At 65.5% G+C, this 24800-nt stretch carries 21 protein-coding genes; 12 read left to right on the top strand and 9 right to left on the bottom strand.

Features of this window, described 5'->3' with window-relative positions; translation table 11 throughout:
* Positions 1–511: 511 nt before the first annotated feature.
* From FV220_RS06545 to FV220_RS06520, 6 genes are all read right to left on the bottom strand, one after another.
* Entirely contained in the window at positions 512–1318 is an 807-nt protein-coding gene (locus FV220_RS06545) for an IS5 family transposase (protein ID WP_147830281.1), read from the bottom strand.
* 67 nt (positions 1319–1385) lie between these two features.
* Entirely contained in the window at positions 1386–2642 is a 1257-nt protein-coding gene (locus tag FV220_RS06540) for an amidase (protein ID WP_147830279.1), read from the bottom strand.
* A gap of 34 nt (positions 2643–2676) precedes the next feature.
* Positions 2677–3981, bottom strand: a complete 1305-nt coding sequence (locus tag FV220_RS06535) for an amidase (RefSeq protein ID WP_147830277.1) — start codon at positions 3979–3981, stop codon at positions 2677–2679.
* Positions 3982–4050: 69 nt separating this feature from the next.
* On the bottom strand, positions 4051–5028 hold the full coding sequence (locus FV220_RS06530) for an ABC transporter substrate-binding protein (protein WP_056147106.1): 978 nt from the start codon (positions 5026–5028) through the stop codon (positions 4051–4053).
* Positions 5029–5141: 113 nt separating this feature from the next.
* On the bottom strand, positions 5142–5876 hold the full coding sequence (locus tag FV220_RS06525) for an ABC transporter permease (protein WP_238253674.1): 735 nt from the start codon (positions 5874–5876) through the stop codon (positions 5142–5144).
* Between the two features lie 185 nt (positions 5877–6061).
* On the bottom strand, positions 6062–6847 hold the full coding sequence (locus FV220_RS06520; protein ID WP_056147103.1) for an ABC transporter ATP-binding protein: 786 nt from the start codon (positions 6845–6847) through the stop codon (positions 6062–6064).
* 974 nt (positions 6848–7821) lie between these two features.
* Between FV220_RS06520 and FV220_RS06515 the strand changes: the two genes are divergently transcribed.
* Complete coding sequence (locus FV220_RS06515; RefSeq protein WP_147830275.1) at positions 7822–8448, top strand: hypothetical protein; 627 nt, start codon at positions 7822–7824, stop codon at positions 8446–8448.
* A gap of 718 nt (positions 8449–9166) precedes the next feature.
* On the opposite strand, the gene FV220_RS06505 is transcribed toward FV220_RS06515, so the two are convergent.
* Positions 9167–10141, bottom strand: a complete 975-nt coding sequence (locus tag FV220_RS06505) for a GlxA family transcriptional regulator (RefSeq protein ID WP_147830303.1) — start codon at positions 10139–10141, stop codon at positions 9167–9169.
* Between the two features lie 119 nt (positions 10142–10260).
* On the opposite strand from FV220_RS06505, the gene FV220_RS06500 reads away from it, so the two are divergent.
* From FV220_RS06500 to FV220_RS06470, 7 genes are all read left to right on the top strand, one after another.
* Positions 10261–11055: an SDR family oxidoreductase gene (locus FV220_RS06500; protein WP_056147099.1), complete on the top strand. Its 795-nt coding sequence runs from the start codon at positions 10261–10263 to the stop codon at positions 11053–11055.
* Positions 11056–11245: 190 nt separating this feature from the next.
* The gene (locus tag FV220_RS06495) at positions 11246–12193 is read left to right on the top strand and encodes a helix-turn-helix domain-containing protein (protein WP_308444972.1); all 948 of its coding nucleotides are present in this window, start codon (positions 11246–11248) and stop codon (positions 12191–12193) included.
* 104 nt (positions 12194–12297) lie between these two features.
* Positions 12298–12744, top strand: a complete 447-nt coding sequence (locus FV220_RS06490; protein WP_147830273.1) for a (2Fe-2S)-binding protein — start codon at positions 12298–12300, stop codon at positions 12742–12744.
* A 15-nt stretch (positions 12745–12759) separates the two neighbouring features.
* The gene (locus FV220_RS06485; RefSeq protein WP_147830270.1) at positions 12760–15009 is read left to right on the top strand and encodes a xanthine dehydrogenase family protein molybdopterin-binding subunit; all 2250 of its coding nucleotides are present in this window, start codon (positions 12760–12762) and stop codon (positions 15007–15009) included.
* Positions 15010–15072: 63 nt separating this feature from the next.
* Positions 15073–16077: an SLAC1 anion channel family protein gene (locus FV220_RS06480; protein ID WP_147830299.1), complete on the top strand. Its 1005-nt coding sequence runs from the start codon at positions 15073–15075 to the stop codon at positions 16075–16077.
* A gap of 151 nt (positions 16078–16228) precedes the next feature.
* A complete protein-coding gene (locus FV220_RS06475; RefSeq protein WP_147830269.1) occupies positions 16229–17845 on the top strand; it encodes an FAD-dependent oxidoreductase in 1617 nt (538 codons plus the stop codon).
* A 500-nt stretch (positions 17846–18345) separates the two neighbouring features.
* The gene (locus FV220_RS06470; RefSeq protein ID WP_147830267.1) at positions 18346–18702 is read left to right on the top strand and encodes a hypothetical protein; all 357 of its coding nucleotides are present in this window, start codon (positions 18346–18348) and stop codon (positions 18700–18702) included.
* 203 nt (positions 18703–18905) lie between these two features.
* Here the strand turns inward: FV220_RS06470 and FV220_RS06465 are convergent, their stop codons facing one another.
* Positions 18906–19115, bottom strand: a complete 210-nt coding sequence (locus FV220_RS06465; RefSeq protein ID WP_018046052.1) for a hypothetical protein — start codon at positions 19113–19115, stop codon at positions 18906–18908.
* Positions 19116–19396: 281 nt separating this feature from the next.
* On the opposite strand from FV220_RS06465, the gene FV220_RS06460 reads away from it, so the two are divergent.
* The 4 genes from FV220_RS06460 (at position 19397) to FV220_RS06445 (ending at position 23810) form a co-directional block, all read left to right on the top strand.
* Positions 19397–20062 carry an HAD family hydrolase gene (locus tag FV220_RS06460; protein WP_147830265.1) on the top strand — a complete coding sequence of 222 codons (666 nt, stop codon included), beginning with the start codon at positions 19397–19399 and terminating at the stop codon, positions 20060–20062.
* Positions 20063–20204: 142 nt separating this feature from the next.
* Positions 20205–20657, top strand: coding sequence for an anaerobic typically selenocysteine-containing protein (locus tag FV220_RS06455; RefSeq protein WP_147830263.1), 453 nt, complete (start codon positions 20205–20207; stop codon positions 20655–20657).
* A 280-nt stretch (positions 20658–20937) separates the two neighbouring features.
* The gene (locus FV220_RS06450) at positions 20938–22749 is read left to right on the top strand and encodes a M10 family metallopeptidase (protein ID WP_147830261.1); all 1812 of its coding nucleotides are present in this window, start codon (positions 20938–20940) and stop codon (positions 22747–22749) included.
* A 320-nt stretch (positions 22750–23069) separates the two neighbouring features.
* Positions 23070–23810 (top strand): SDR family oxidoreductase, encoded by a 741-nt coding sequence (locus tag FV220_RS06445; RefSeq protein WP_147830259.1) that lies wholly within the window; start codon positions 23070–23072, stop codon positions 23808–23810.
* Positions 23811–23989: 179 nt separating this feature from the next.
* On the opposite strand, the gene FV220_RS06440 is transcribed toward FV220_RS06445, so the two are convergent.
* Positions 23990–24800 (bottom strand): SbcC/MukB-like Walker B domain-containing protein (locus tag FV220_RS06440; protein ID WP_281406076.1); only part of this gene is annotated, 811 nt, incomplete at its 5' end.

Here is a 24800-nt window from a genome sequence, read left to right as displayed (position 1 = left end):
AGGAGCGCGATGGCAATCACTTGCAGGACAACGCTCGTGACGATCCGCATAACCTATTGTTCCTGCGCGCAGCGACACTACGCAGCTGCGTGCACGCTGGCGAAGGGGGGCTTTGCCAAGCGAGGCGCACTCTAATCAAGTCTTTTGTCGAATGATCGCAGGCGTTCCGGCCGTGTGGCAAGGCGGAATGACGCCGGCGTTGCTACTCGACGGTACGCCCCAGATGTCGATCAGCCCCCACAATGCCCAGGTTCATTTCCGTTTGGCATGGGCCGCTTCGCCGAGGCGCGCCACCGGTCGCTCGCTCGTCGCGATGCCCGAAGCGTCGAGCTAGCACTACTTTGGCATTCTTGCCTGAAGAGCCATGATGGAACTTCGTGGAGGTTCAAACCGCGTCAAAATCCTCTGGTTCGAGGCACCTGAGATTGCAGAATGCTCAGGCTATTTTTCTGCCTGTGGCGCAAATATAGGTCAAAATACTTTTTTTCCAAAGTAGTGCTGAAGGTTGTCATCAACCGCTTGTCAGTCGAGCGACCTGTTTGAGCATGAGGCAGACGAAGGCGACCATGTGGAGATCGGCGAGTGTGCTGGGATAGCGCTCGTAATCCTTGACGAGGCGGCGGAAGCGCGTCGCCCGGGCGAAGGAACGCTCCACGACCCAGCGGCGCGGCAGCAGCACGAACCTACGCTTGGCCTCAGGGAATTTGACGACCTCCAGTTCGATGCCGTGTTCTCGGGCGGCCTTGGCTGGCTTTTCTCCTGTACAGCCCTGGTCGACATAGCCGAGATCGACGCTGTCCCCGGTGGTGGCCTGCACGGCTTGCGCCAGATGCCCGACCTGGACCCGGTCGTCGGCATCGGCGGGGGTGACGTGAAGGGCCAGAAGATTGCCCAATGTGTCGACGGCCAGATGGACCTTCGAGCCCTTCTTGCGCTTGGCCCCATCGTAGCCGGCCCGCTCGCCGCTTTCGGGCGTCGAGCGCAAGGTTCGGCTGTCGAGGATGGCCGCGCTCGGCTCAGGAGAACGCCCGGAGGCCAGGCGCAGGAGCGCACGCAGATCGTCGGCGAGTTGCTCGAAGCAGCCTGCCGTCAGCCAGCGCTGGGCCTGCTGGTAGACGGCTTCCCAGGGCGGGAGGTCGTGGGGCATCCATCGCCAGGGTGCCCCCGTCTTCACCACGTAGCGCAATCCGTTGAACGCCTCGCGAAGCGAAGACTCACGCTGCCCCGCATCCTCGCGCAGCAGCGTCAGGTACGGTGCGCCGCGCACCCATTCATCATCGGAAACATCGGACGGGTAGGCTTGGCGCGAAGAGGTCATGCCTCCTCATCTGTATTCCAGACCGCTCAGGTCCACGACAGCCTCTAGCTTGCCGCGATAGCTCGCATCAGTGATTCTGCTCACGCATCAACGTCTGAACGAAGTGTGCGGCCTTGAGGGCTCGGGCATCGTCGCCATGGCGGGCGATCACCTGCACACCGAGCGGCAACCCGGTCGGGGTGCTTCCCACCGGCACGGTTACGCAAGGAACACCCATCAGCGTCCAGAGCCGGTTGAAGCGGGAATCGCCCGTGCTGGCATATCCTTCCGGCGCCGGGCCGGGCGCTGAGAGCGTCAGGATCACGTCCAGGTCATGCTCGGCGAACTGATCGGGCAATTGCCGCCGGGCGCGATTCGCCACCTTCAAGGACGCATCGTATGCCTTCGGCGACACGCCCTGCGCCTCATCGAGATGGGCTCTTAGAAGGGGGCCGAGGTTCGCGCGATGCGTGGCGTATTCCCAATTGAGCGCTTGGGCCGCTTCGAAATCCTGGATCGTACCATGAAACCCGAAGGCTTCGGCGAACACCGCCGGCAGGACCACGTCACACACGCGGGATCCTATGGCCTCGGCGGCGGCACGCACGCGTTCGAGGGCATCCAGCGCTTCGGGCTCCGCATCAGCACAGAAATCTTGCAGGACGACACCAATCCGCGGTGTACCCGGATTGGTTGTGGGAAGGTCGATGCCGGGACGCCCTGTCATCTGCGCGAGGGCGAGGGCGGCATCCGCGACGCCCGCCGTGAACAGGCCCAGCGTGTCGAGCGTCCAGGAAAAGCACTTCATGCCCACCGTGGGTAGGAGCCCGAAGGACGGTTTCATCCCCACCACGCCGCAATAGGCAGCCGGCCTGATGACGGAGCCTCCGGTCTGCGTACCGAGGGCCAGCGGCAGCATCCCCGCCGACACGGCGGCGGCCGAACCCGCCGATGAACCGCCCGGCGTATGGCCGGGATGGCGCGGATTGCGGGTTTGGGTCGGGTCAAGGAAGGCGAAGGCCGTCGTGGTGGTCTTGGCCAAAGGCACAGCGCCGAGCCGCCTCAGGCGCGCCACCGCGGCTGCATCGGCGCGCGGGCGCCAGCCTTCATAGATCGGCGATCCCATCTGCGTCGGCAGGTCGGCCGTGTCGAGGATGTCCTTCACTCCCACCGCAATGCCCGCGAGGGGCCCCTGCTCCGCCACGAACGGAACGGGATTACGGCTCACCAGCGCCTGGATCTCAGGCTCGTGCTCGGCGATCGCAGCTGTGGAGAGGGCGATGGCCTCACGTGGTGTGAGCGAGCCGGCATCGATCTGCTTGCGCAGCGACAGTAGGGAAAGCATGGGGCAGCGTCCCGATGATGGCGGCGTGCGGCTTTCAGGAGGCAGGAAAGGTGATCGGACGTGCGAGAACCGTCTCGCACCAGCGCGCCGTGCGGAGCAACGCCAGATCGTTGCGGTATGTGCCGACGAGCTGGATCCCGAGCGGAAGCCCTCGGCTCTCCCCAGCCGGAAGAGCGACCGCCGGCACGCCGAGGCAGGTCCAGGGGACGCAGAAGGCGGGGTCACCGGTCGAGGCCAGCCCTTCCGGGGCGGGACCGGCGGCGGGCAGGGTCAGGACTGCATCGTAGCCTGCCAGCACCCTATCGAGGTCCGCCCGCAGATCGGCCTGCCGCCGACGCGCTTCCACGTAGGCCACGGCCGGGATCCGCGCCCCCTCCGCCACGAGATCCTTGAGCGGCTGGCTCGTCCGGTCTGGAAAGCGCTCCACCAGCGATCCGAAGCAGACGCTCGCCTCGACGGCGAGGAGAGTGCGCGCGCAGTCCCACAGGACTTCGAACGCGGCGGGGAGCACGAGGTTGGACACATGGGCTCCGGCCGTTCGGAAAGCTGTCGTCGCGGAGTCGAGCAGCGCGCGCTGCTCCGGTTCGGCCCTGTCCCAGATCGTGGTCTGAACCAGCGCCAGGCGCGGCGCCTCGCGGGGGGGCAATCCCGTGTCGAGGTCGATGGAAAAGCCCGGCAATGGGCGGCCGTGCAGGTCCGCCTCGTCTCGGCCGATCAGACGCGCCAGGGCGAAGGCGGCATCCGTGACCGAGCGGGTGAACAGGCCGACATGGTCGAGGGAGGAGGCCAGCGGGTGAACGCCGACCCTCGGAATTGCGCCGTAGCTCGGCTTGAGGCCGACGACCCCGCAATAGGCGGCCGGCCGGATCACCGATCCGAAGGTCTGGGTACCGAGCGCCAGGGGAACGATCCCGGCCGCTACGGCAGCGGCCGAGCCGCTCGACGAGCCGCCCGGCGTGTGCCCGCGCCTCCATGGATTGTGCGTCGGCCCCGGGTGACGCCAAGCGAATTCTGTCGAGACCGTCTTGCCCAGTACGGAGGCCCCGAGGGACTTCAGGCGAGCGACGATCCAGGCATCCGCGGCGGGCACGTGGTCGGCATAGACGGGCGAGCCGTTCGTGGTTGGCATGTCGGCGGTGGCGATGATGTCCTTCACCCCGACGGGGATGCCCTCCCAGGCACCGTCTCCCGGCGCGGGATCCGCCGCGAGGACGGTGAAGGCGGAAAGATCCGAGCGCGCCCGGGCTGCATCATGGCAGGCCACGAGGTAATCGCCGGGGGACACGTGTCCATCGCGAAACGCCCGCAGGGCGTCGACGAGACCGAGGTGGTTGAGCATCAACGAGTCCGTTGTCTTGCGGAACCGAACGCCGCGCCGATGCGGCGTAGCGTTCGGACGTTTCCGGCCTCAGTTCGCCGCGAGGCTCTTCTCGATGAAGTCGCGGCGCACGAAGGTGGCGTAGTCGGGCAGGGCCGAGAGGTTGCCCAGTGCCACCTGGGTCTCCATGCCGGTTTTCAGGGCCTCGGCGGAGATGTCGACGCTGTCGGGATAGACCTTCTCCCGCATCATGCGTTTGACCGCGGCTTCGACGACGGCGGGGTCGAGGTTGGGGAACTGCTTCTTGGCGATGGCGATGGTCTTCTCGGGCTCGGCATGCATGAAGCGGATCGCCTTCTGCATCCCGGTGACGACTTTCTGGGTGATGGCCGGATCGACGTCCTTGCGGGCGCTCACGGAGGAGAAGGCGTAGGGACCGTAGCGCTCTGGAAAGCCCAGCACGACCTTCATGCCCTTGGCCACCACCTGGTCGAGGCCGGGCTCGTACATGACCGCGATCTTGGCTTGGCCGGCGAGGAGCGGCCCCGGCTCGGAGCCGAGCTGGACCTGGGTCATCTCGACGTCCTCGGGTTTCAGTCCGTTCTCCTTCAGGAGCTTCAGGAACAGCGATGTGCTGGTGGTCGGCATCAGCCCGGTGACGATCTTCTGACCCTTCAGGTCCTTCACATCGTTGAAGGTCACGTCGGGAGCGGTCGCGATCCAGACTGCGGCTCCGTTGACCACGTTCGCCACCACGTTGACCGGCGCGCCCTTCGAGGCGGCGATGGCGGTCCATTCGGGGCCGTGGATCGAGTACTGCGCGCTCTTTGAGATCACGGCCGAGAGCGCCACGGCAGGCGCCCCCGCCGTCTCCTTCGTTACTTCGACGCCTTCGCCCGCGAAGAAGCCGCCATCCATGGCGACGTAGAAGGGCAGGTAGAGCATCGACTGGAAGGCTTGCGAGATCGTGACCTTGTCCGCCGCACGGGCAGGCAATGACACGAGACTGGCAAACCCCAGGGTCGCTGCCAGGGAGGCCGAGAAACGCAGATGCTTGGAACGGATCATCCGTGGGAGCCCTCTTCGGGAATGTCTAGGTATGGGTGAGTTTGGAGAGCCTTAGCCCCAGGGTGCGCCGACAGTTACACCTGATGCCGGCGCCCCTATCGACGGGGGGAAGATCAAACCTGAACCTGGCCGGCGGTGTTGATCTGCCGCCAAGGCAGGATGCGACGCTCGGCGAAATCGATGACGTGGTAGAGGAGGAAGCCCACGAACATCAGCACGAACAATCCGACCCAGACAGTATTGAGGTCGTAGAGGCTCGATGCCGAATAGATCAGGTGCCCGAGGCCGCGCTGTGACGAGATGAACTCGCCGACCACCGCCCCTACGAGAGCAAAGCCGATGTTGATGCGGAACATCCCGATGATGGCCGGCAGGGTCGAGGGCACGATCACGCTCTTGAAAATGCGGTTCTTCGAGGCGCCCATCGAGGCGAGCAGGGCCTGCAGGTCGGGGTCGGCGTCCCGCGCGGCCTGATAGGCGGCGATGAGGGCGACGAGAGCGGTCAGAGAAACCGCGAGCGCCACCTTCGAGACGAAGCCGGTGCCGAACCACAGGATGACGATCGGGGCCAACGCGATCTTCGGCACCGAGTTGATCGCCACGATAAAGGGCTCGACGAGCCGCGCCACGAAGGCCGAGTACCACAGGCCGAGGCCGGCCAGCGACCCCAGAAGCGTTCCGATGAGGAACCCGATGATCGCTTCGATCACGGTGTACCAGGTGTCGACCGGCAGCGATCCGTCCAGCATGGAGGCGAGAAAGACCCGCCAGATGCCTGATGGCGCGCCCACCAGGAATTCCGTGAGCCAGCCGGCTCGGACCGCGATCTCCCACGCAAGAAAGAACACGGCGACCGCCAGCAGTTGGATGACGCCTCGGCCGAGTGTCGTATCGGCTGCCCGGGCAAAGGCGCCCGGCTTGGCGCGGCGCCGGGCAACAGGTTTCTTGGCGGGTCGGACTGAGGCTGCGGAGGAAGACTTCGGATTTTGGGAGGTCTGCAAGACTTCCGACGTTTTTAATGTCTGCGTCGCCATCAGGCTGCCCTTTGTCGGGTCTGGATCTCGAGTTCGCCACACAGGGTTTGGAAATAGTCGGAGAAGCGCGGATCGCTGCGCGCGCCGATCGGCGAACGGGCATCGAGCCCGATCTCGTGAACGGACTTCACCTTGGTAGGGCGATTGCCAAGGACGACGACGCGCTTCGACAGAGCGACGGCCTCGTCGATGTCGTGCGTCACCAGGACGACGGTCTTGTGGAAGGTCTCCACGGCGTCGAGGAGAACGCCTTCGAGGTAGAGCCGCGTCTGGTAGTCGAGAGCGGAGAAGGGCTCATCCAAGAGCAGGATGTCGGGATCCATGATCAGGGTCCGGATCAGGGCGGTCCGCTGCCGCATGCCTCCGGACAACATCTTGGGGTAGGCATTCTCGAACCCCGACAGGCCGAAGGTCGAGAGGTACTCGCGGGCCGTATCGAGGGCCTGGGCGCGGTCGACGCCCTTCATCTCCAGGCCGAGCATCACGTTCTGCAAGACCGTCCGCCAGGGAAACAGGAGGTCTTTCTGCATCATGTAGCCGACCCGGCCCTGCAGCCCCGGCACCACCTCGCCGCGAAACGTCATTGTGCCGCTATCGGGCTCGAGAAGTCCGGCGATGACGTTGAACACTGTCGTCTTGCCACAGCCGCTCGGGCCGATGATGCTGACGAAGTCGCGCTCGTAAATATCGAAGCTGAGCCCATCAAGCACCGGCACTGGCCCGCCCTTGCCGGGAAAGGATTTGCGGATACCGTCCAGGCGGAGTTGAACCCCAGGAGCCGTCATGAACCCTCCGTGTGTGCAGGGCGACCCCAGCAAACTTCAGGCCAGCATAATTATGGATACAGATGACTGACTGGGTCACCGCCTATGGAGAGATCAGCAAGGCGCCGCCAAATTGACGCTCCTCCGCCGCGACGTGGGCCTCCACGACGTTGGCCAGCTTGAAGCGGCCTCCGATGTCGAGGCTGACTTCCCCTTGGCGATGGCCTCGAACAAGTCGGCCGCATTGGCACGGAAGGTTGCCGGGTCGGCATGTGGGGAAAGACGGAGGGGCGCGTCAGGAGGAGGCATCCCTCCTTGTTGAGTCGCTCCGGGTCGACCGCCGGGGCCTTCCAGGCTGTCTTCGGGCTGGTCCGCCGATCCCTCGTGAAGCCCCGTCGCAGCCGTCGGAGGCTGCGGTGGAGCATTTCCCTGTCCAGAGGGAGGCAGAGGGCTGGCGAATCATCGTCACGAAGGAGGCTCGCACGAGATCCGAATGCCCGTTCCAGGTCCCCACCTGTCCCGACCATCCGGCGGCGTCGTTCCCGTCCAGGGCACCGGCGCTGCTGGTGCGTGTCGAGGCTCGTGCCGACGATAGAAGGACGTGTATGCCCGGGCATGACCGCAATAATAGAATGATAAATTTTTATTCGAAGATCGTTTTTTTCTTGTAATTACTGATGATATCGGATGTTCGTTGAAATATGTCGCCACATATCACCTGATATAGTGTGACTATGGCGCGCTATAAATGCCGGCGATGAGCGCGCTTGGGGGCGATGCGACGCCGGGGCAGGGTTGCCGGTTGGCCGACAGCAGGCAACCGGAGAGCCATGGAAGCCTCGACGCGTTAGTACCTCGCCCGACGAACGGATGTGCCGAGAAGTGCATTGCCATCGTGCGCATGCTGATGAGCGCTACCATCCGGGAATGCCAACCCATGGACAAGCTTGGCTGATCGGGCCAGTTTCCGCGCCTTCGAAGCAGAAAGGAACCTCATGATTCGTCTTCTAACCGCAATGGCCTCCCTTGCGCTTGTCGCGCAGCCCGCCCTCGCCCAACCGGCGAATCTGCAACCAACGCGCGACGTCACGGTCACCTACCGCATGAACGCCCCGGGCATGGCCGGCGTACCAGGGACGGCAGCACCGCCGCAGGGGATGCAGATGGCGTTCTCGGCCAGCGACGGCAAGCAGCGGATCGACCCGCCCGGCGGGATGGGATGGATGCTGGTAGACCGGAAGGCGAACACAGCCGTGATGGTGATGGACGCACAGCGGGCAACGATGGCGATGCCACCGGCGACGGTGGCGGCTATGACGCAAGGCGTGCCACCGGGGGCGACTTTCACGCGCAAAGGGACGGCCACGGTAGCCGGCACAGCGTGCACGGAGTGGGAGGTGGCCGCCGGGCCGGGGCGGGGGACGTCTTGCATCACGGAGGATGGGGTTCTGCTGCGGACGACGACCACGCCACCGGGCGGTACACCGACAACGGTCATGGAAGCGACACAGGTAGCCTACGGCCCGGTAGAGGCGGCGCGGCTGAAGGTTCCTTCGGGCTACACCGCCATGGCGACACCGGGCGGAGCCCCCGGAGCACCTGGTACGGCGCCGGGTCGCTGAGGTCTTAGGCTACTAGCGTCTAACAGAATGGGCATGAAGCGCGTCGGCCGGGATGGCTGGCCAAGCGAACCCGCCGTCTCACGCATCGCTGCCGCCTATTCTGCCGGTGAGCCAAGTTGCGTACCGGCTCACACGTGAAATGGACGACCCACCCCGCCGGCCTCGTGATCAGATTGGGGCGGCGGGGCTAAGCTCGCCTTCCCACTTCACAATCGGCCTAGACCGCGAACAGTGCCGTCCAGGGCTCACTCAGGCAGCGACAGCCTTGCGCGAACGACCAGCGCGCTTCTTTTCGGGACCGGGGGCCTCGGACCGCTCATTCGTGAAGCGTTTGCGAGGCATGGTATCCCCCCTCCTTCAGGGTTCAGGATACCCGAAAAACTGGCGCTCAGAGTGGACCAGTTTGCGGCTCTTTGCCGAGTTTGGTCAATTAGGCTGCGAGGAGGAACCGTCGTCGTAGGAGATCGAGATTGGCGCGGCCGTACATTGCGCGCTTCAAGAGCTTGAGACGCGTAATCTGGCCTTCGGCTTGCCCAATGCTCCATGGCAGTGTCAAGCCACGGCAACGCAGCGAAGTGGGAGGGCTATTGGCACACTCCCAGCCCGAGCAAAGCCTTTTTGTGGTTCCTCTCGCCGTTTCAAATTCGACCACCATCCGAGCCTGAGACTGCAGTCGAATGATCGAAGCCAAATTCAAAACAAGACACCACTTGGCCGCTCATTCCGTTATCTTGGTTGCCTGTAAGTTTGTATAGGACGGCTCTATGACGCGCGTGCCGCGACGCAAGCTCTGCGGTGTTTGACCGAACATGCGCAGGAAAGCCCGCCGCATCCGATTGCGATCGGCAAAGCCTGTGTCGCGGGCAACGACATCCATCGCATGGCGTCCGTCTTCGAGCATGCGTTGCGCAGCCTCCAGGCGGAGACGCTCTACGGCCTTGGCCGGGGACTGTCCGGTCTCCTCGCGAAAGATCCTGCTGAATTGTCGGGGACTTAAGCTCGCGGCGTCAGCGAGCTCCTCGACGGTCAGCGGATTGGCCAGATGCTCTCGGGCGTAAACGAGCGCGCGGCGGACGCGGCCGGAGCGGGGCTCCAATTCGAGGAGCGCCGAGAACTGGGACTGGCCGCCCGGGCGGCGGTGGTAGACGACGAGCTTGCGCGCCACCATCCGCGACAGGTCCGCGCCGTGATCGTCTTCGATCAGGGCGAGTGTCAGGTCGATGGCCGCGCTCATCCCGGCGGATGTCCAGATGGGTCCGTCGGAGACGAAGATGCGGTCTTCGTCGACGCGGACGCGGGGAAACCGGGCCTGTAAGTCCCTGGCATGGGCCCAATGCGTGGTCGCGGAACGGCCGTCGAGCAATCCCGCCTCGGCCAACGCGAATGCTCCTGTGCACAGTCCCGCGACGCGTCGGGACGTCTGACCCGCCTCGGCGATGTAGCTGCGCAGGGAAGGCGTGATGGGGCGGGGAAGCAGCTCGCCGACGACCATCAAGGTGTCCGGTGCGACGGTGAGAGGAACCGTCTCGACTCGGATGCCCAGCGACGACCGGATCGTTCCACCACACTCGGACATCACTGTCAGGCGGTAGGCCTCGTATCCGAGTTCCACGTTGGTGAACTCGAAGGCCGATAGCGCGGCCAGTCCCATGACTTGGAACCCGTCCTCAAGAATGAAGCCGACCTCTGGCAACGAAACCACCACCGTTCATGTCCTGAATTGACGCTTTTACGTCATTTCAGACATCGCCGTCCAGTCGTAGTGTTGTGCCGTCGCAAACAGCCAGCGGCGTATTACGAAGGACTAGGACCATGAGTAACCAGCCCGGAACCGTGCTCATCACCGGAGCCTCCTCGGGCATCGGTGCGGTCTACGCCGACCGCTTCGCTGCGCGCGGCCACGATCTCATCCTAGTCGCACGCAACAGGGCGAGGCTCGATGCGGTCGCGGACACACTGTCGGGTCGCCATGGAATCACGGTCCGAGTCGTCGCGGCCGACTTGGCGGGCGCGGAGGGACGCCGAGAAGTCGAAGCGATCCTGAAGACAGATGCGAGCATCACTCATCTGGTCAACAATGCCGGCTTCGGCAGCGCCGCGCCCCTGGCGTCCGCCTCAGTGGACGAGATGGAGCAGATGATTGCGATCAACGTCACGGCCCCGATGCGTCTGACCTACGCGGCCGTGCCACGTTTCACAGCGCGCGGCAGCGGCACGATCATCAATATCGCCTCGATCGTCGCCATTGGCCCGGAGGTCCTCAACGGCGTTTATGGCGGCACGAAATCCTTCGTCCTCGCCTTCAGTCAGTCACTGCTCAAGGAACTCGCCGGCACTGGGGTGGCCGTGCAGGTCGTCCTTCCGGGGGCGACCGGCACGGAGTTCTGGGACATCGCCGGGCTGCCGTCCAGCAACCTTCCCGAGGGGTGGGTCATGTCTGCGGCCGATCTCGTGGACGCGGCGCTAGTCGGCCTCGACCGGGGCGAGTTCGCCACTGTTCCATCGCTGATGGAGGGGGCCGAATGGGAGACCTGGGAGGCCGCTCGCCAAGCGATGCTGCCACACCTGTCGAGCGCCGTGGTGGCCGACCGTTATCGGGCCAGTTGAGCCGCCTTACGCCGAATGGCCGACCTGGACTTCGCGGCCCCGAGCGCAGCAGGTTCAAGTCGGCCCGCCAACGCGGGGCAGCCGAGATCTTTGTCGCGAAGCTGGTCTCTGTCCCGAATCGAAGACTGCCTCTACGAAATCTGTTAATCTCACTGAATACTTCTGTGAAACTCGACGCAGGGAGAAGGCCGTGCTGACCATCGGCGTTCTAGCGATCCCAGAGCTGAAGCTGATGTCGCTCTCGGCCATGGCGGTGTTCCAGGTCGCGAACAACGTTGCCGGCGAACCCGTCTACGACCTGCATCTCATCTCTGAAGCGGGCGGTCCGGTTCAGACGAATGCGGGCTTTGCCGTGATGACCGAAACGCCCGGTGAGGCGGCGTTTGACACCTTCATCGTCGGAGCCTCCACGGGCGCGGGGGCGGGTTCAGCGATCCTCCTCGGGTTCGTGTGCCGGGTAGCCGGGCAGGCGCGGCGTGTCGCATCCTTCTGCCGTGGCAGCTTCGTGCTGGCGGAGGCGGGCCTTCTTGCGGGCCGTCGGGTGACGGCCCATTGGCGCGACAATGCGGAACTGGCGTTGCGCTTTCCCCACCTACGGGTGGAGACCGACCAGCTCTACGTTCGGGATGGGGCGATTTGGACCTCGGCCGGCATGACGGCCTCCATCGACATGGCCCTAGCTTTGGTCGAAGACGACCTCGGGCCGGTGGCGGCCCGCGAGGTCGCCCGCCGGATGCTCCTCGATCGCCGGCGCTCCGGCGGTCAGCCACAGGCTTCCAATCTCCTAGACTTGGAGCCCAAATCCGATCGGATTCAGCGGGCCTTTTTGTTCGCGCGCGGCCATCTGCGAGAACCGCTAAGCGTGGCCCGCTTCGCCGATGCCGCCCGCCTCTCGCCCCGGCAGTTCAACCGAGCGGTCCAGGCGGAGTTCGGCCTGTCGCCGGCCAAGGTCATCGAGCGCCTGCGTGCCGATGCCGCTCGGGTTCTGCTGGTGCGGAGCCGGCACTCCCTCGATGTGGTCGCCGCGGAATCCGGTTTTGCCGACAGGGAGCGGATGCGCCGTGCCTTCCTGCGGGTCTACGGGCAGACCCCGCAGGAGATTCGGCAGAGTCTGCTGCGAGACAAGCACGCCGCGTGAAGCCGCTGCATGTCCGAAAACGCTGCGTTTATGACGTTTGCGACGGTGCTAGTCAGATTTATACATGATGCAGTGTCGAGCGAACCTTTCGGAGTGAAGCGGCCATGGTGAAGCTAACGGTCAATGGCCGCCCACATGCTGTCGAAGCCGAGCCCGAGACGCCGTTGCTTTTCGTCCTGCGCGACACCCTCGGATTAAGCGGCACCAAGTACGGCTGCGGCATCGGTCAGTGCGGAGCCTGTACGGTCCTCCTCGACGGACAAACGACGCGCTCCTGTCAGATCCCGCTGGAAAGCGTCGGGACGCAGAGCATCACCACCATCGAGGCGATCGAGCAGGATCCCGTGGGCGCCAAGGTCGTCGCGGCCTGGATCGGCATCGAGGTGCCGCAATGCGGCTACTGCCAGTCGGGCCAGGTCATGGCGGCGACCGGCCTCCTAAAGGGGACACCGAAACCGACCGAGGACGATATCGCTTCGGCGATGACCAATCTCTGCCGCTGCGGCACCTATAATGCCATTGCCGCCGCTGTGCGGCAGGCCGCGGCCTAAGTGGGGGATGGCACCATGAACCATCTCACGCCCTCGTGGCCGACCGCTGGCCGCCGCGAGCCTATCCGCAACCTGTCGCGGCGAAACTTTCTCAGTGCCGCCACCGGTGCACTCGTGCTCGGCGTCGACCTTGGTCCCGACCCCGTGGGGGCCGGGGAGCGGCCCGAGGGTGCGGCCGCCATCGCGCCCAAGCCCGGCACGCGGGTCGCGGCCTTTCTGGAGATGCGGCCTGACGGTACGGTGCGCCTGTTGAGCCCCTTCGTGGAGGGCGGCCAAGGCATCAATACCGGCCTGGCTCAGACCATCGGCGAGGAGTTCGACCTCGACCCGGCGCGCTTTGCCGTCGAATGCGCGCCACCCGGCCCCGATTACGCCGTCGTCAACGGTTTGCGCATGACGGGGGGAAGCTTTTCGACCCGTTCCAGCTACGCGGCCATGCGGCGCCTGGGCGCCACGGCCCGCGAGATGATGCTGCGTTCCGCGGCGGCCAAGCTCGGCGTCCCGCAGGGTCAACTCGCCACCGATGACGGCCGGGTGATCCACGCCGCCTCCGGTCGGTCGCTCGGCTACGGCGAACTCGCCTCCGCCGCGCTCGCCCTCCAGCCACGGGACGACGTAGCGCTTAAGGACCCCGAGAGCTTCCGATGGATCGGCAAGCCGGTCGCGCGGCTCGATATGCGGGACAAATCCACCGGCCGGGCGGTCTACGCGATCGACATCCGCCTCGACGGGATGCTCCACGCGGCGATCCAGCACGCTCCGCATCTCGGTACGGAGCCCGAGACCATCGCCAACGAGGGCGACATCCGTGCGATGCCCGGCATCGACTCGGTTCATCGCCTGCCCGGCGCGGTGGCAGTCGTGGCGGACTCCTGGTGGCGGGCACGCAAGGGCGCGGAGGCGTTGCAGGTGACCTGGACGAGCCCCGCTCGGGACGGGATTGCCACGGTCTCTCAATCCTTCTCGTCGGCTGCAATGCTCGCAGCCCTGAAATCCACGACAGAGCCCGGCATCGCCGCCGAGCAGGACGGCGATGTGACGGGCGCCTTCGCTTCGGCAGCGAAGGTCATCGAGGCGGAATATGATGCGCCCTACCTCGCGCATGCCCAGCTTGAGCCCCCCTCGGCCATCGCCCGGTTCGAGGCGGATGGCAGCCTCGACCTATGGCTGCCCAACCAGATGCCGGAACTCTTCCAACAGGTCGCGGCCGGAACGGCGGGAGTTCAGCCGGCGCAGGTGCGCATCCACTCGCCGATGCTCGGCGGTTTCTTCGGGCGCCATTTCTACTACGGGCCCGCAAATCCGTTTCCACAGGCGATCCTACTGGCCAAGGCGACCGGGTGCCCGGTTCGGGTGCTGTGGTCGCGAGAGGAGGAGTTCGGCATGGATGCGGTGCGTCCCTTGAGCTTCGCCCGATTCCGCGCGGCTCTCGGCAGCGACGGGATGCCTGTAGCTCTGCAAACGACGGCGGTGGGCGAAGGGCCTATCGGACGCTGGTTCGGTTCCCTGTTCAAGTCGCCGGTGGATTCGTCTGTCGTGGAAGGTCTGGACAAGAAACCATACGCCATTCCCAACCGGCGCCTCGATTATGTAAAGGTGCCGCACCCGGTCACGATCGCCTTCTGGCGCTCGGTCGGTCATTCAATGAACGACTTTTTCTACGAAAGCTTCCTCGACGAGATTGCGGCTGCCGGAGCCAAAGACCCGTTCGCGCTCCGCATGGCGCTTCTGAAGGACAGTCCACGCCACCGGACCCTTCTTCGGGCCGTCGCCGATCTGGCCGGTGGCTGGAAGGGCGGGACGTTCCAGGCGGCGGACGGGACGCGTCGGGCGCGCGGTGTCTCCATGGCATCGCCCTTTGGTTCCGAGACGGCGACCATTGCCGAAGTCTCGCTGAAGGACGGTGAAGCGCGGGTGCATGACCTCTGGATCGCCATTGATCCCGGCAGCGTGGTCAACCCCGCCATCGTTAAGCGGCAGGTGGAGGGCGCGGCCGCCCTCGGGCTTTCCTCGACGCTCCTGGAGCAGGTCGTCTACGAGGACGGGCAGCGTCAGGCGCGCAACTTCGATGCCTATCCCATCCTCGACCGCGAGCGCATGCCGCGCGTCCATGTCGCCATCGTCGAAAGCGGGGCGCCGATGGGTGGGGTCGGCGAACCGGGGCTGCCCGGCGTACCCCCGGCCGTGGTCAACGCCGTCGCGATGCTGACGGGGCAGCGCATCCGCAGCCTGCCACTCGCGAAATCCCGGTTGTCCGGTGCCTGATCCCGATCGCTTCACGTCGGATGTCACCCCGGGGGCCTGCATGGAGAAAGCGCGGCGATGACAATGCCTGTTGCCGCAGACGACCTGCGGCTTGCCTCCGCGGCGCGCAAACCTCCGTTCGATTACCTGCCGGTGAGCTTGTTCGGTTCCGTGATGGGACTGACGGGGCTCAGCATCGGATGGCGGCTGGCAAGCGCCCGGTATGGTCTGCCCCGGGTCATCGGCGATGGGATCGGCTGGAGCGCGCTCGCCGTATTCGGCCTCCTGGCAGTGGCTTACGGCGCCAAGGCGGTGACCGCGTGGACGAGCGTCCAGAGCGAGTTCCGGCACCCGATCGCCGGGAACCTCTTCGGGACGGTGCTGATCAGCCTGCTCCTGCTACCCCTCGTGCTCCAGCCACTCAGCCCGTTCCTGGCGGCGGCGGCCTGGATACTCGGCGCCGGCGGGATGATCCTGTTCGCCTTCCTAATCGTCAGCCGCTGGATGGGCAGCCGGCACCAGCTCGCTCACGCGACGCCGGCCTGGATCGTGCCGGTGGTCGGCCTTCTCGACGTGCCACTGGCGGGGCCGGCGCTCGGACTGCCGCATACCCAGACCCTGATGATGTTCTCATTGAGCATCGGGTTGTTCTTTGCTGTCCCCCTCTTCACCCTGGTTTTTGCGCGACTGGTGTTCGAGGAGCCCCTGGTCCCGGCCCAGCGGCCCACTCTGATGATCCTCGTGGCCCCCTTCGCGGTCGGTTTCTCTAGCTATGTCGCGACGTTCGGCCGGGTCGACGCTTTCGCGGAGGCACTTTTCCTCATCGCCCTGTTCGTCTTTGCCGTACTTGTGGGCCGACTGCGCGATCTGCCGCGGTGCTGCCCGTTCCGGATCTCGTGGTGGGCTGTGAGCTTCCCGATCGCCGCCATGGCGGTAGCAGCGTTACGTTATGCGGGGCATGCTCAGGCAATCGCCGCGGATGCGCTGGCGCTGCTGCTGCTCGGCCTTGCCACGGTGATCGTCGCCGGTCTCGCGATGCGCACACTCGTCGGCATTGCCCGGGGCGAACTCCGTCAACTCGCCGGTTGATGTACGTACTCCGTCGGCCGGCAAACGCGGAGGAGACTGTTCGAGGGCCGATGCGCAGGCGGACCGGTGTGGTACCCGTCGCAAGATCGCACGTCTTGCCGGACGAAGATGCGCGATCGATTCTGCTTCCGATCGTACGATGGGGGAAGACATGGAAACCATCGGCCGCGACCTTCGCGAGATGCAGCGCGTACCCCTGGCCGCCGCGCATGTCGCCGCGCTCCGGACCCTCGGCGCCGAGCGGCTCTACCTAACCGGGACGTTCCTCGCCCGCGCCGGCGAGCCGGCCGACCGCTTCGTCTACGTCATCGAGGGCGAGATCGAAGTGGTGAACCCCTTCACCGATGAGCGCCATCTTCCCTCGACCCTCGGGCCGACGCAGTTCATGGGAGAAATCTCGATCCTGAACGGCGGCAACTGGTCGATGCCCATGCGGGCGGTCATCGACACACGCGTCATCGAGGTGCCGCGGGCCGACATGCTGCGACTGATGTCCGAAATCCCCGAAATGTCGGACATCGTCATCACGGTGCTGGCGGCTCGGCGGCGGCGGCAGCTCGATTCGCGCGACGGTACGCTGGTCCTGATCGGCGAGGACGACGACAGGGCCGTCCGGCGGATCGCGGAATTCGCAAGCCGTAACCGCTTCCCTTACCGATCCTACGCGCTTGGCACCCCGGAAGCGGGAGCCATCGCGGAAAGCTGTGCGATTTCCTCCGGTCGGCCGGCCGTTATCTTCGGCCGGGACGTCGTCGTGACGGATCCGACCCCCGACAAGATCGCGCAGCTGCTCGGCCTGAACTACAACCTCGTCGACGACGAGGCCTTCGACGTGCTCATCGTCGGCGGCGGCCCCGCCGGCGTGGCGGCCGGCGTCTATGCCGGGGCGGAGGGGCTCCGAGCTCTGGTTATCGAGGACCTGGCAGTCGGCGGCCAAGCCGGCACGTCAAGCCGCATCGAGAACTATATGGGCTTCCCGACCGGCATCTCCGGCGCCGACCTGGTCTGGCGCGGCGAGGTCCAGGCGATGAAGTTCGGGACGCGGTTCGCGATGCCGCGTCGGGTGGTGAAGCTGGAGCGGCTCGAAGACGATGCCTTCTGCGCGACATTCGACAACGACCAGCGGGTTCGCGGGCGCGCGGTCATCGCCGCGACGGGCGTGCAGTACCGGCGTTTGCCCATCGACCGCCTCGAAGCCTTCGAGGGCGCGGGCATCTATTACGCCGCGACGGAAATCGAGGCGCGCTACTGCGGGAACACCGAGACGATCGTCATCGGCGGCGGCAACTCGGCCGGGCAGGCGGCAATGTTCCTCAGCCGCTCGGCGGGCCATGTGCGCCTCCTGGTGCGCGGACAATCCCTCGCCACCTCAATGTCCAGCTACCTGTCCAACCGCCTGGAGGCGGATCCCGCAATCACGATCGAGTACGGGGCGGAGGTGACCGCCCTGCAGGGTGCGGATCATCTCGAAGCGGTGACGGTCCGGACTGTCGCCGACGGCACCCTGCGCAGGGTCTCGACCTGTGCACTGTTCGTGATGGTTGGCGCCGCGCCAAATACTGGCTGGCTTTCCGGCCTGGCCAAGCTCGATGCCAACGGGTTCGTGCTGACCGGGGAGGCGATCGGCGAAACCTCGCCTTACGCGACGTCGCAGCCCGGCATCTTTGCGGTGGGCGATGTGCGCGCCAATTCGGTCAAACGCGTCGCATCCTCGGTGGGCGAGGGGTCGGTCGTGATCGCCAAGGTTTGGGACTATGTCCACGCGTGATCGCCTTGAAGCCACACATGAATGCACGTCAGCTTCTATGATCTCTCGTCCGAAAGCGGACAGGCAGGAACCCACCCATCCTGGTCCTCGTCCCGTTTTGAGGACAGCCCTGAAGCGGACCTTCCCAGCTTCCGCAAAGGGTCACTATCCAACGCCCAGCCTAGCCCGAGTTTTAGGTCTGCTATCGAGTGGCGTATGCGACGGCTTACGCTCTCGAACTCGGTCAATATCAGGCACTCAGAAACATCATCTTCGCTTATACGCTATCGCACCGGCATCCACCACGGCGGGCGAAATAACCCCTATCACAACGGGCGGCCTGAGAAACGAGGGTGGCGCGGTTCGGGCCGCGGCCCCGGCCGCGCAGGCCGATGCCCAAAATAATGGAGCTTCGAGGCCGCCGGCACGGTGGTTCGTCCGCCGGGACAACGAAGCGTCTGGCGCATGTAGGGGGATGGCGGTTAATGGGGTAAGCACTTGGTGGGGGAGGAACATTTGTCATGACCGAGAGCCCGGAGCCGTCCTCCGCCGCCGCGGACCCCGCCGGGCGGCTGTCCGAGGTGTCACGCCTCGCGAGCCTTCTGGCGGACCGCGTCCTCAGCGCGCAGATCGCCAGCCAACCCATTCCAAAAGCTCACATTCACGCCTTGCTGGACGCGGCCATCATTCTCGAAAAGTACGAGGTCAGGCTGCCGCCGCTGCTCGAACAGATGGTCGAGACGCTGGAAGACGAGGATGCCGGGAAGCTGGCCGGGGCCGGGGCCGAAGAGGCGCCGACCGAGCCTGCCGAGGGCGAAGAGGCCGATGCCAAGCGCCTCGCCTGGTTGTTTCGTCCCTTCCAGGGGACGAAGAGCTGAGCCGGTCCGCATCGGCGAGCCGACGCTCGAACTCACTCAAGACTTTGAAACGTAACAGGTTTTGGCGCTCGGCGCCGGCTGGGTGAAGCCCGCCCCTTGAGCGGCGCAGGAGGTGGTGGCGCTCTGGAGGCGATGCGCGACAGAACGTGAGGACGGCGCCGAGGGCAAGGCAGCGTCGTCGAAGGTCTTGCGGCGATCGTTGGTCACGCTGCCGACCGCGCTCCGTAGTGGAACTCGGCGATCTCTTGGATCAGGTCGCGCCTCTGCTCGTCGATCAGGTCCGGAAGGATGTCGTCACCTTCGCCGTCGATGGCCGAGAGGAGATGGACGTCCGGGAATACCCCCTCGAACGTGACCAACACCTCCGCCTGTGCGTAGGAATCGTGGGGGTCGAGACAGCGGTGGCTCATCATCGGGCAAACGGCGCTCCGTGAGATAAAGCAAAAAAGTGCCATACACCTGGCCTGAGCGAGGAAAAATATAGCATGATAATGCTTATTGGTGTCTCGAGGCGGCACGCCGCCACACCCTGAGCGGGGTCCGGACAGCAACGGCGATCCGCCCGGTACCGCCACGCACCCCCCGTTTCGACCGCCACGCGACCCCCTCTTCGACCGCCATCCCTCGGTCCGTGGCATCCGCATCGCGGAACGGCGCATTCCCCAAGATGGTTGTCGGCGCGGGAGGGCCTCACATGCGCGCAGTGATCTTCGACATCGACGGCACGCTGCTCGACAGCGTGGATCTCCATGCCCAGGCCTGGGTCGAGGCCTTCGCCCATTTCGGGGTAGAGGCCGATTTCGTCGCGGTCCGGCGCCAGATCGGCAAGGGCGGCGATGAACTCATGCCGGTGTTCCTGCCGCCGGAGCGCGTGGAGCGCGAGGGCAAGACCATCGAGGCCTACCGCTCCGACCTGTTCAAGCGCGACTACCTCGACCGGGTGCGGCCGTTCCCCGGGGTGCGCGCCCTGTTCGAGCGGATCGGGGCGGCGGACATGCGGATCGCCCTGGGGTCGTCGGGCAAGAAGGACGAAGTCGAGCATTACCAGGAGATCCTGGGCATCGCCGATCTCGTCGACGTGGTGACCACATCGGACGACGCGGAACGCTCCAAACCCCATCCCGACATCTTCGAGGCGGCTTTGAAGAAACTCGCGCCCCTGAAGGCAAGCTCCATCCTCGTGGTCGGCGATACCCCCTACGATGCGGAGGCCGCCGCCAAGGCCGGCCTGTCGACCATCGGCGTCCTGTGCGGCGGCGTCTCGGCGGCGGACCTTTCGAGGGCCGGCTGCATCGCCCTCTACCGCGACCCGCAGGATCTCCTCGACGGTTTCGATCGCTCGCCCCTCGCCGCCGGCTGACATGCGCTCATCGGGCCGAGGCCCGGTGGGAGCGCCGGGGAGGGGGCTCGCTTCGTCGCAGCCCGGAACAGGGACGGGTGGTCGTTCTTGTCAGAGCGACACCGCGCACCGCCGGGATGCGAAGCAATCGGAGCCGACAACGATGATGACGATTCGTCGAAGCCTTGCCGTCATGGTGGCTGCACTCATCGCAGGCCCTGCTTATTCTCAAAGCAAGCCTCTGGCGCCACCGGCGAGCGATGCGATGCCGCCGGTCGAGCTGACCGTGACGCTCGAAAACGGAAAGCCCGTCTGCGCACCGGCCGAGCTGAGATTGCCCGCCGATACGAATGTGGAGCTCCATATCGTGAGCACGGCGAACGCCCCGGTGACGATCACCGCCGATGGCCAGTTCGAGAACGCCAAGGTGCTGCACGCGGATGGCGACCTCGTCCATGTCATGAGCGAGAAGGGCTACACCGTGAAGCAGAACGGCAAGGGCGTCCTGCGGCTGCGGACGATGAAGGCGGGCGAGACGGCCTATGGCTGCACCAGCACCCGCAATGCCGACGCCCCCTTCGTCGGCAAGCTGGTCCTCACTCCGCCCGCCGGCTGACCAGGCGACGGGCCTGTCGAAAGCCGGGCGACAGGGCCGTTCGAGGCAGGACGCCGTGGGTTTTTCGCGCTGGCGTCCCGTTTTCGCGCCAATGCCAGGCGACCCGCCGGGTATCGGCCCGCATGGTCCGTCGGGCCGGCCCCGATCGTCGCAGTTTTTAACCCACTCTTTAAGCGGTCAGGCCCTATGACCTTCGTCCTGAGCGCCGTCGATACGAATCATCCCCCTGGCTGACCATCACGGCGCGGACAATCATACTCGATTGTGAAGGCGCGAGACGATGGCCGTACCGAGTTCAGCACAAGCCAGCCGCAGCGACGGAAAGACGGCCCTGCTGCTTCAGTCTAAGGACCGCGACGGGACGTATCATTTCGCCGGCGACGATCATATCGATGGTGTTCTGATCGGCTCGAAATGGACGATCGGCACGCTGACCTACAGCTTTCCGGCGAGCGGGAGCTTCTACGAAGGGTCCGGCTACGAGAGTGATCCGTACCAGAGTGGCGACCCCGTCTATCACCAGCCCTTCAATCCGCAGCAGCAGGAGGCGACGCGCTACACCCTCGACCTCGTCTCTTCCTATACCAACCTGACCTTCCAGGAGATCACCGAGACCGGCACGGTTCATGCCGAGCTGCGTTTCAGCCAGACCTCCTGGATTGACGAAGGATCGGCCCATGCCAATTTTCCGTCGAGCAATCTCCAGGCCGGGGATGTCTGGTTCGGCACCTATACCGACCAGCCGTTCTACAGCGTTCCGGTGATCGGAAACTGGGGGCAGGCGACGAACATGCACGAGATCGGGCATGCGCTCGGCCTGAAGCATGGCCATCAGGATTATACGGACGCCCCTCTGAATGCCGAGCTCGGCCTCGCCGGCAGCCCGCCCCGCTACGGCACGGCGGCGCTTCCCCTGGAGAAGGACGGGCAGGATTGGTCGCTGATGACCTACCGGTCCGACCCGACCAATCTCGGCGTTTCGTTCGAAGGCGAGGGGTTCAACCAGCCTCAGACCTACATGCAGGACGACATCGCGGCCCTGCAGTTTCTCTACGGCGCCAATTTCCAGACCCAGAGTGGCGACACGACCTATCGCTGGGACACCAAGACCGGCGAGCTGTCCATCGACGGCATCGGCCAGGGCGCTCCCACCTCCAACAAGATCTCGATGACGGTCTGGGACGGCGACGGCCGGGACACCTACGATCTCTCCAATTATGCGACAGCCCTGGACGTGGACCTGCGCCCGGGAGCCTTCTCGACCTTCTCCACCGCGCAACTCGTCAACCACCAGGCCTATAGCGGCGGCGACGCGATCGCGCTCGGCAACGTCGCCAACGCGCTCCTGCACCAGGGCGATCTCCGCTCCCTGATCGAGAACGCCATCGGCGGCCGGGGGCATGACCGGATCGTCGGCAACACGGCCGATAACCGCCTCGACGGCGGTCTCTCCTCGGACAAGATGTTCGGCCTTGCCGGAAACGACACCTACCTCGTCGATAACGGGCGCGACATGGTGGTGGAGAGGGCCGGTCAGGGCACCGACTATGTCCGCAGCACCGTCTCCTACGCCCTCGGCGAGAATGTCGAGCACCTGATCCTCATGGGCGACGCCGCCAGGGCCACCGGCAACGATCTGGCGAATGCCCTGCGGGGCAATGCGGGCGGCAACGTGCTGAACGGCGGTGCCGCAAACGACCGGCTCTATGGCAATGGCGGCGCGGACACGCTCCTCGGCGGCCAGGGCAACGACCGGCTTGATGGCGGCGCGGGCAACGACACGCTCCATGGTGGATGGGGCGACGACGTTCTCATCGGCGGCCGGGGCAGCAACGTTCTGACCGGGGGACGCGGCGACGATGTGTTGTTCCTCGGCGCGGGCGCCGACCGAGCCGTGTTCGGCCTCCATTCGGGCGACGACAGGCTGTTCGATTTCAGCGCCTCGAGCGGAGACCGGATCGACCTTTCCGGCCAGACCTACTCCCTCGGCCAGTCCTCCGACGGCTATGCCCTGCTCGCCCTGTCGGGCGGGGGAACGGTCGAACTGGACCACATCCGCGTCTCGCAGGTCGATTCGGGGTTCTTCGTTTGAGGCTCCTGCCCGCCCTGCCTCGGGACGAGGATCAGGGCGGCCGGCACGGAAGAAGGGCGTCGCCGCACGGCGACTGCCAGCGGCGATTCAGCCTGCTAAGAGCCTGCTTGATCTGATTTTCCCAGCGTATGATTCTATCAAATCAGATCGTCCAAATAAGACCTCCTCATCCTGAAGTGACCTTTACTTGAGCAAAGGGCCTCGAAGAAGCTCTCCAGAAACCAAAGCGATCTCTGGAGGGCTCCTTCGAGGCCGCTACGCGGCACCTCAGGATGAGGTAGAGACTTGGACAAGCAACTCAGGCAGGCTCTATTTTATCAATGGCGAGATTCAACGACAAGCGCGTCCTGATAACGGGCGGAACGAGCGGCATGGGGCTGGCAGGTGCCAGGCGCATCGTCTCAGAAGGTGGCGAGGTCATCGTCACCGGGTTGAACGAGGCTCGGATCCGCGAGGCGCGCCGTCTTCTTGGCGCCAAGGGGCAAGCGATCGCGAATGATGCTGCCATCGCCACTGCGGCCGTTGCGCTGGCGGAGATCGCGCAGGTCGCAGGCGGGCTGGATGGTCTGTGGCTGAACGCCGGCCATGCCGCCCTCGGGGCTCCGGAGGAGGTGGATGCCCATGCGTTCGATCGCATGATGGCGGCGAATGTCCGGGGGCCGGTACTTCAACTCGCGGCTCTCTCTCCGCATTTGAACGCGGGGGCGTCGGTCGTCGTCACGTCGTCGTCGTCCACCTACGAGGGAGCCGCCGCGACCGGCCTCTACGCAGCGACCAAAGGCGCTCTCGTCGCGATGGCACGATCATGGGCCACCGCGCTCGCGCCGCGCGGCATCCGCGTCAACGTCGTCGTGCCGGGGCCTATCGACACCAATTTCCGCCACTTCCTACCGGATGAGGCGAAACGAGGTTTCGAGCAGTTCGTGATCGGACAAGTCCCCCTCGGACGTGCCGGCACACCCGACGAAGCCGCAGCCGTTGCCCTGTTCCTTTTGTCCGACGATGCGTCCTACGTGACCGGTAGCCAGTACGCAGTCGATGGTGGATTGGTGATGCAGTAGCGGTGCTTTCCCACTTCTGCATCGATTGCGGGAAAGGCGAGGAATCCTTGCCGATGGTGCATTCACCATCGCCCCGCCTGAAAGCCGACCGGTCGTTTCGCTCTCCGACGTTGAGTATGGGTACCCAAGCTGATCTCGATCACGGCGGCGCTCGTACCGGCCAGAGGCGGTCAGCAGCCTCACCCCGCCCCAGCCTCCACGACACTCACCACGCTGCGGCCGTTGCCGCGCTTCTCCACGCGGACCTGCACGGCGATGCGCTCGATCATCGCCGCCACATGGGTGATGACGCCGACCTTGCGGCCCCGGCCCTGGAGCGTCTCCAGGGCGTCCACCGCGAGGTCGAGGGTCTCGGCGTCGAGGGAGCCGAAGCCCTCGTCGATGAAGAGCGTGTCGACGAAGGAATCGCGGCCCTCCAGGCCGGACAAAGCGAGGGCGAGGGCCAGGGAAACGAGGAAGCGCTCGCCGCCCGAGAGGCTGCGGGTGGCACGCACCTCCTCGCCCATGTCGCGGTCGACCACGTGGAGGGAGAGGTTGGCCGGGTCGCCGCGCACCAGCCGGTAGCGCGGGCTCAAGGCCAGCAGGTGCTCGTTGGCGAGCCGGACCAGATGTTCCAGCGTCACCCCTTGGGCGAAGAGGCGGAACTTGACGCCGCTGGCGGAGCCCACCGCCTCGTTCACCGCCTCCCAGACGGCGTAATCGGCCCGCGCCCCGGCGATCGTCGCCTCCAACCCGGCCGCCCGCTCCCGCGCCGCGTCGTCCCGCTGGAGATCGGCCGTGATGGCGCCGAGCCCCTGTTGATGGGCGGTGATCGTCTCGGCGAGGCCGGAGGCCGCCGCTTGCGTGGCGGGAGCGTCGATCTCCGGCGCATCGAGGAGGAGGGCGAGGTCGGCCCGCCGCGTGGCGAGGGCGGTCTCCGCCTCGCGCGCTTCCGCCATGCGCGCATCGACGGCCTGGCGCAGGGAGGCGCGGATCTCCGGGGGCAGGGCC

Origin of the sequence: Methylobacterium sp. WL19, from assembly GCF_008040005.1 — a bacterium.
Classification (GTDB): Bacteria; Pseudomonadota; Alphaproteobacteria; order Rhizobiales; family Beijerinckiaceae; genus Methylobacterium; species Methylobacterium bullatum.
This window is presented reverse-complemented; position numbering and strand designations above follow the sequence as displayed.

Coding starts and splice junctions, on each gene's coding strand:
- FV220_RS06545 (WP_147830281.1), bottom strand. CDS start 1,318: ATGACCTCTTCGCGCCAAGCCTACCCGTCCGATGTTTCCGATGATGAA.
- FV220_RS06540 (WP_147830279.1), bottom strand. CDS start 2,642: ATGCTTTCCCTACTGTCGCTGCGCAAGCAGATCGATGCCGGCTCGCTC.
- FV220_RS06535 (WP_147830277.1), bottom strand. CDS start 3,981: ATGCTCAACCACCTCGGTCTCGTCGACGCCCTGCGGGCGTTTCGCGAT.
- FV220_RS06530 (WP_056147106.1), bottom strand. CDS start 5,028: ATGATCCGTTCCAAGCATCTGCGTTTCTCGGCCTCCCTGGCAGCGACC.
- FV220_RS06520 (WP_056147103.1), bottom strand. CDS start 6,847: ATGACGGCTCCTGGGGTTCAACTCCGCCTGGACGGTATCCGCAAATCC.
- FV220_RS06515 (WP_147830275.1), top strand. CDS start 7,822: ATGATTCGTCTTCTAACCGCAATGGCCTCCCTTGCGCTTGTCGCGCAG.
- FV220_RS06500 (WP_056147099.1), top strand. CDS start 10,261: ATGAGTAACCAGCCCGGAACCGTGCTCATCACCGGAGCCTCCTCGGGC.
- FV220_RS06490 (WP_147830273.1), top strand. CDS start 12,298: ATGGTGAAGCTAACGGTCAATGGCCGCCCACATGCTGTCGAAGCCGAG.
- FV220_RS06485 (WP_147830270.1), top strand. CDS start 12,760: ATGAACCATCTCACGCCCTCGTGGCCGACCGCTGGCCGCCGCGAGCCT.
- FV220_RS06480 (WP_147830299.1), top strand. CDS start 15,073: ATGCCTGTTGCCGCAGACGACCTGCGGCTTGCCTCCGCGGCGCGCAAA.
- FV220_RS06475 (WP_147830269.1), top strand. CDS start 16,229: ATGGAAACCATCGGCCGCGACCTTCGCGAGATGCAGCGCGTACCCCTG.
- FV220_RS06470 (WP_147830267.1), top strand. CDS start 18,346: ATGACCGAGAGCCCGGAGCCGTCCTCCGCCGCCGCGGACCCCGCCGGG.
- FV220_RS06465 (WP_018046052.1), bottom strand. CDS start 19,115: ATGATGAGCCACCGCTGTCTCGACCCCCACGATTCCTACGCACAGGCG.
- FV220_RS06460 (WP_147830265.1), top strand. CDS start 19,397: ATGCGCGCAGTGATCTTCGACATCGACGGCACGCTGCTCGACAGCGTG.
- FV220_RS06455 (WP_147830263.1), top strand. CDS start 20,205: ATGATGACGATTCGTCGAAGCCTTGCCGTCATGGTGGCTGCACTCATC.
- FV220_RS06450 (WP_147830261.1), top strand. CDS start 20,938: ATGGCCGTACCGAGTTCAGCACAAGCCAGCCGCAGCGACGGAAAGACG.
- FV220_RS06445 (WP_147830259.1), top strand. CDS start 23,070: ATGGCGAGATTCAACGACAAGCGCGTCCTGATAACGGGCGGAACGAGC.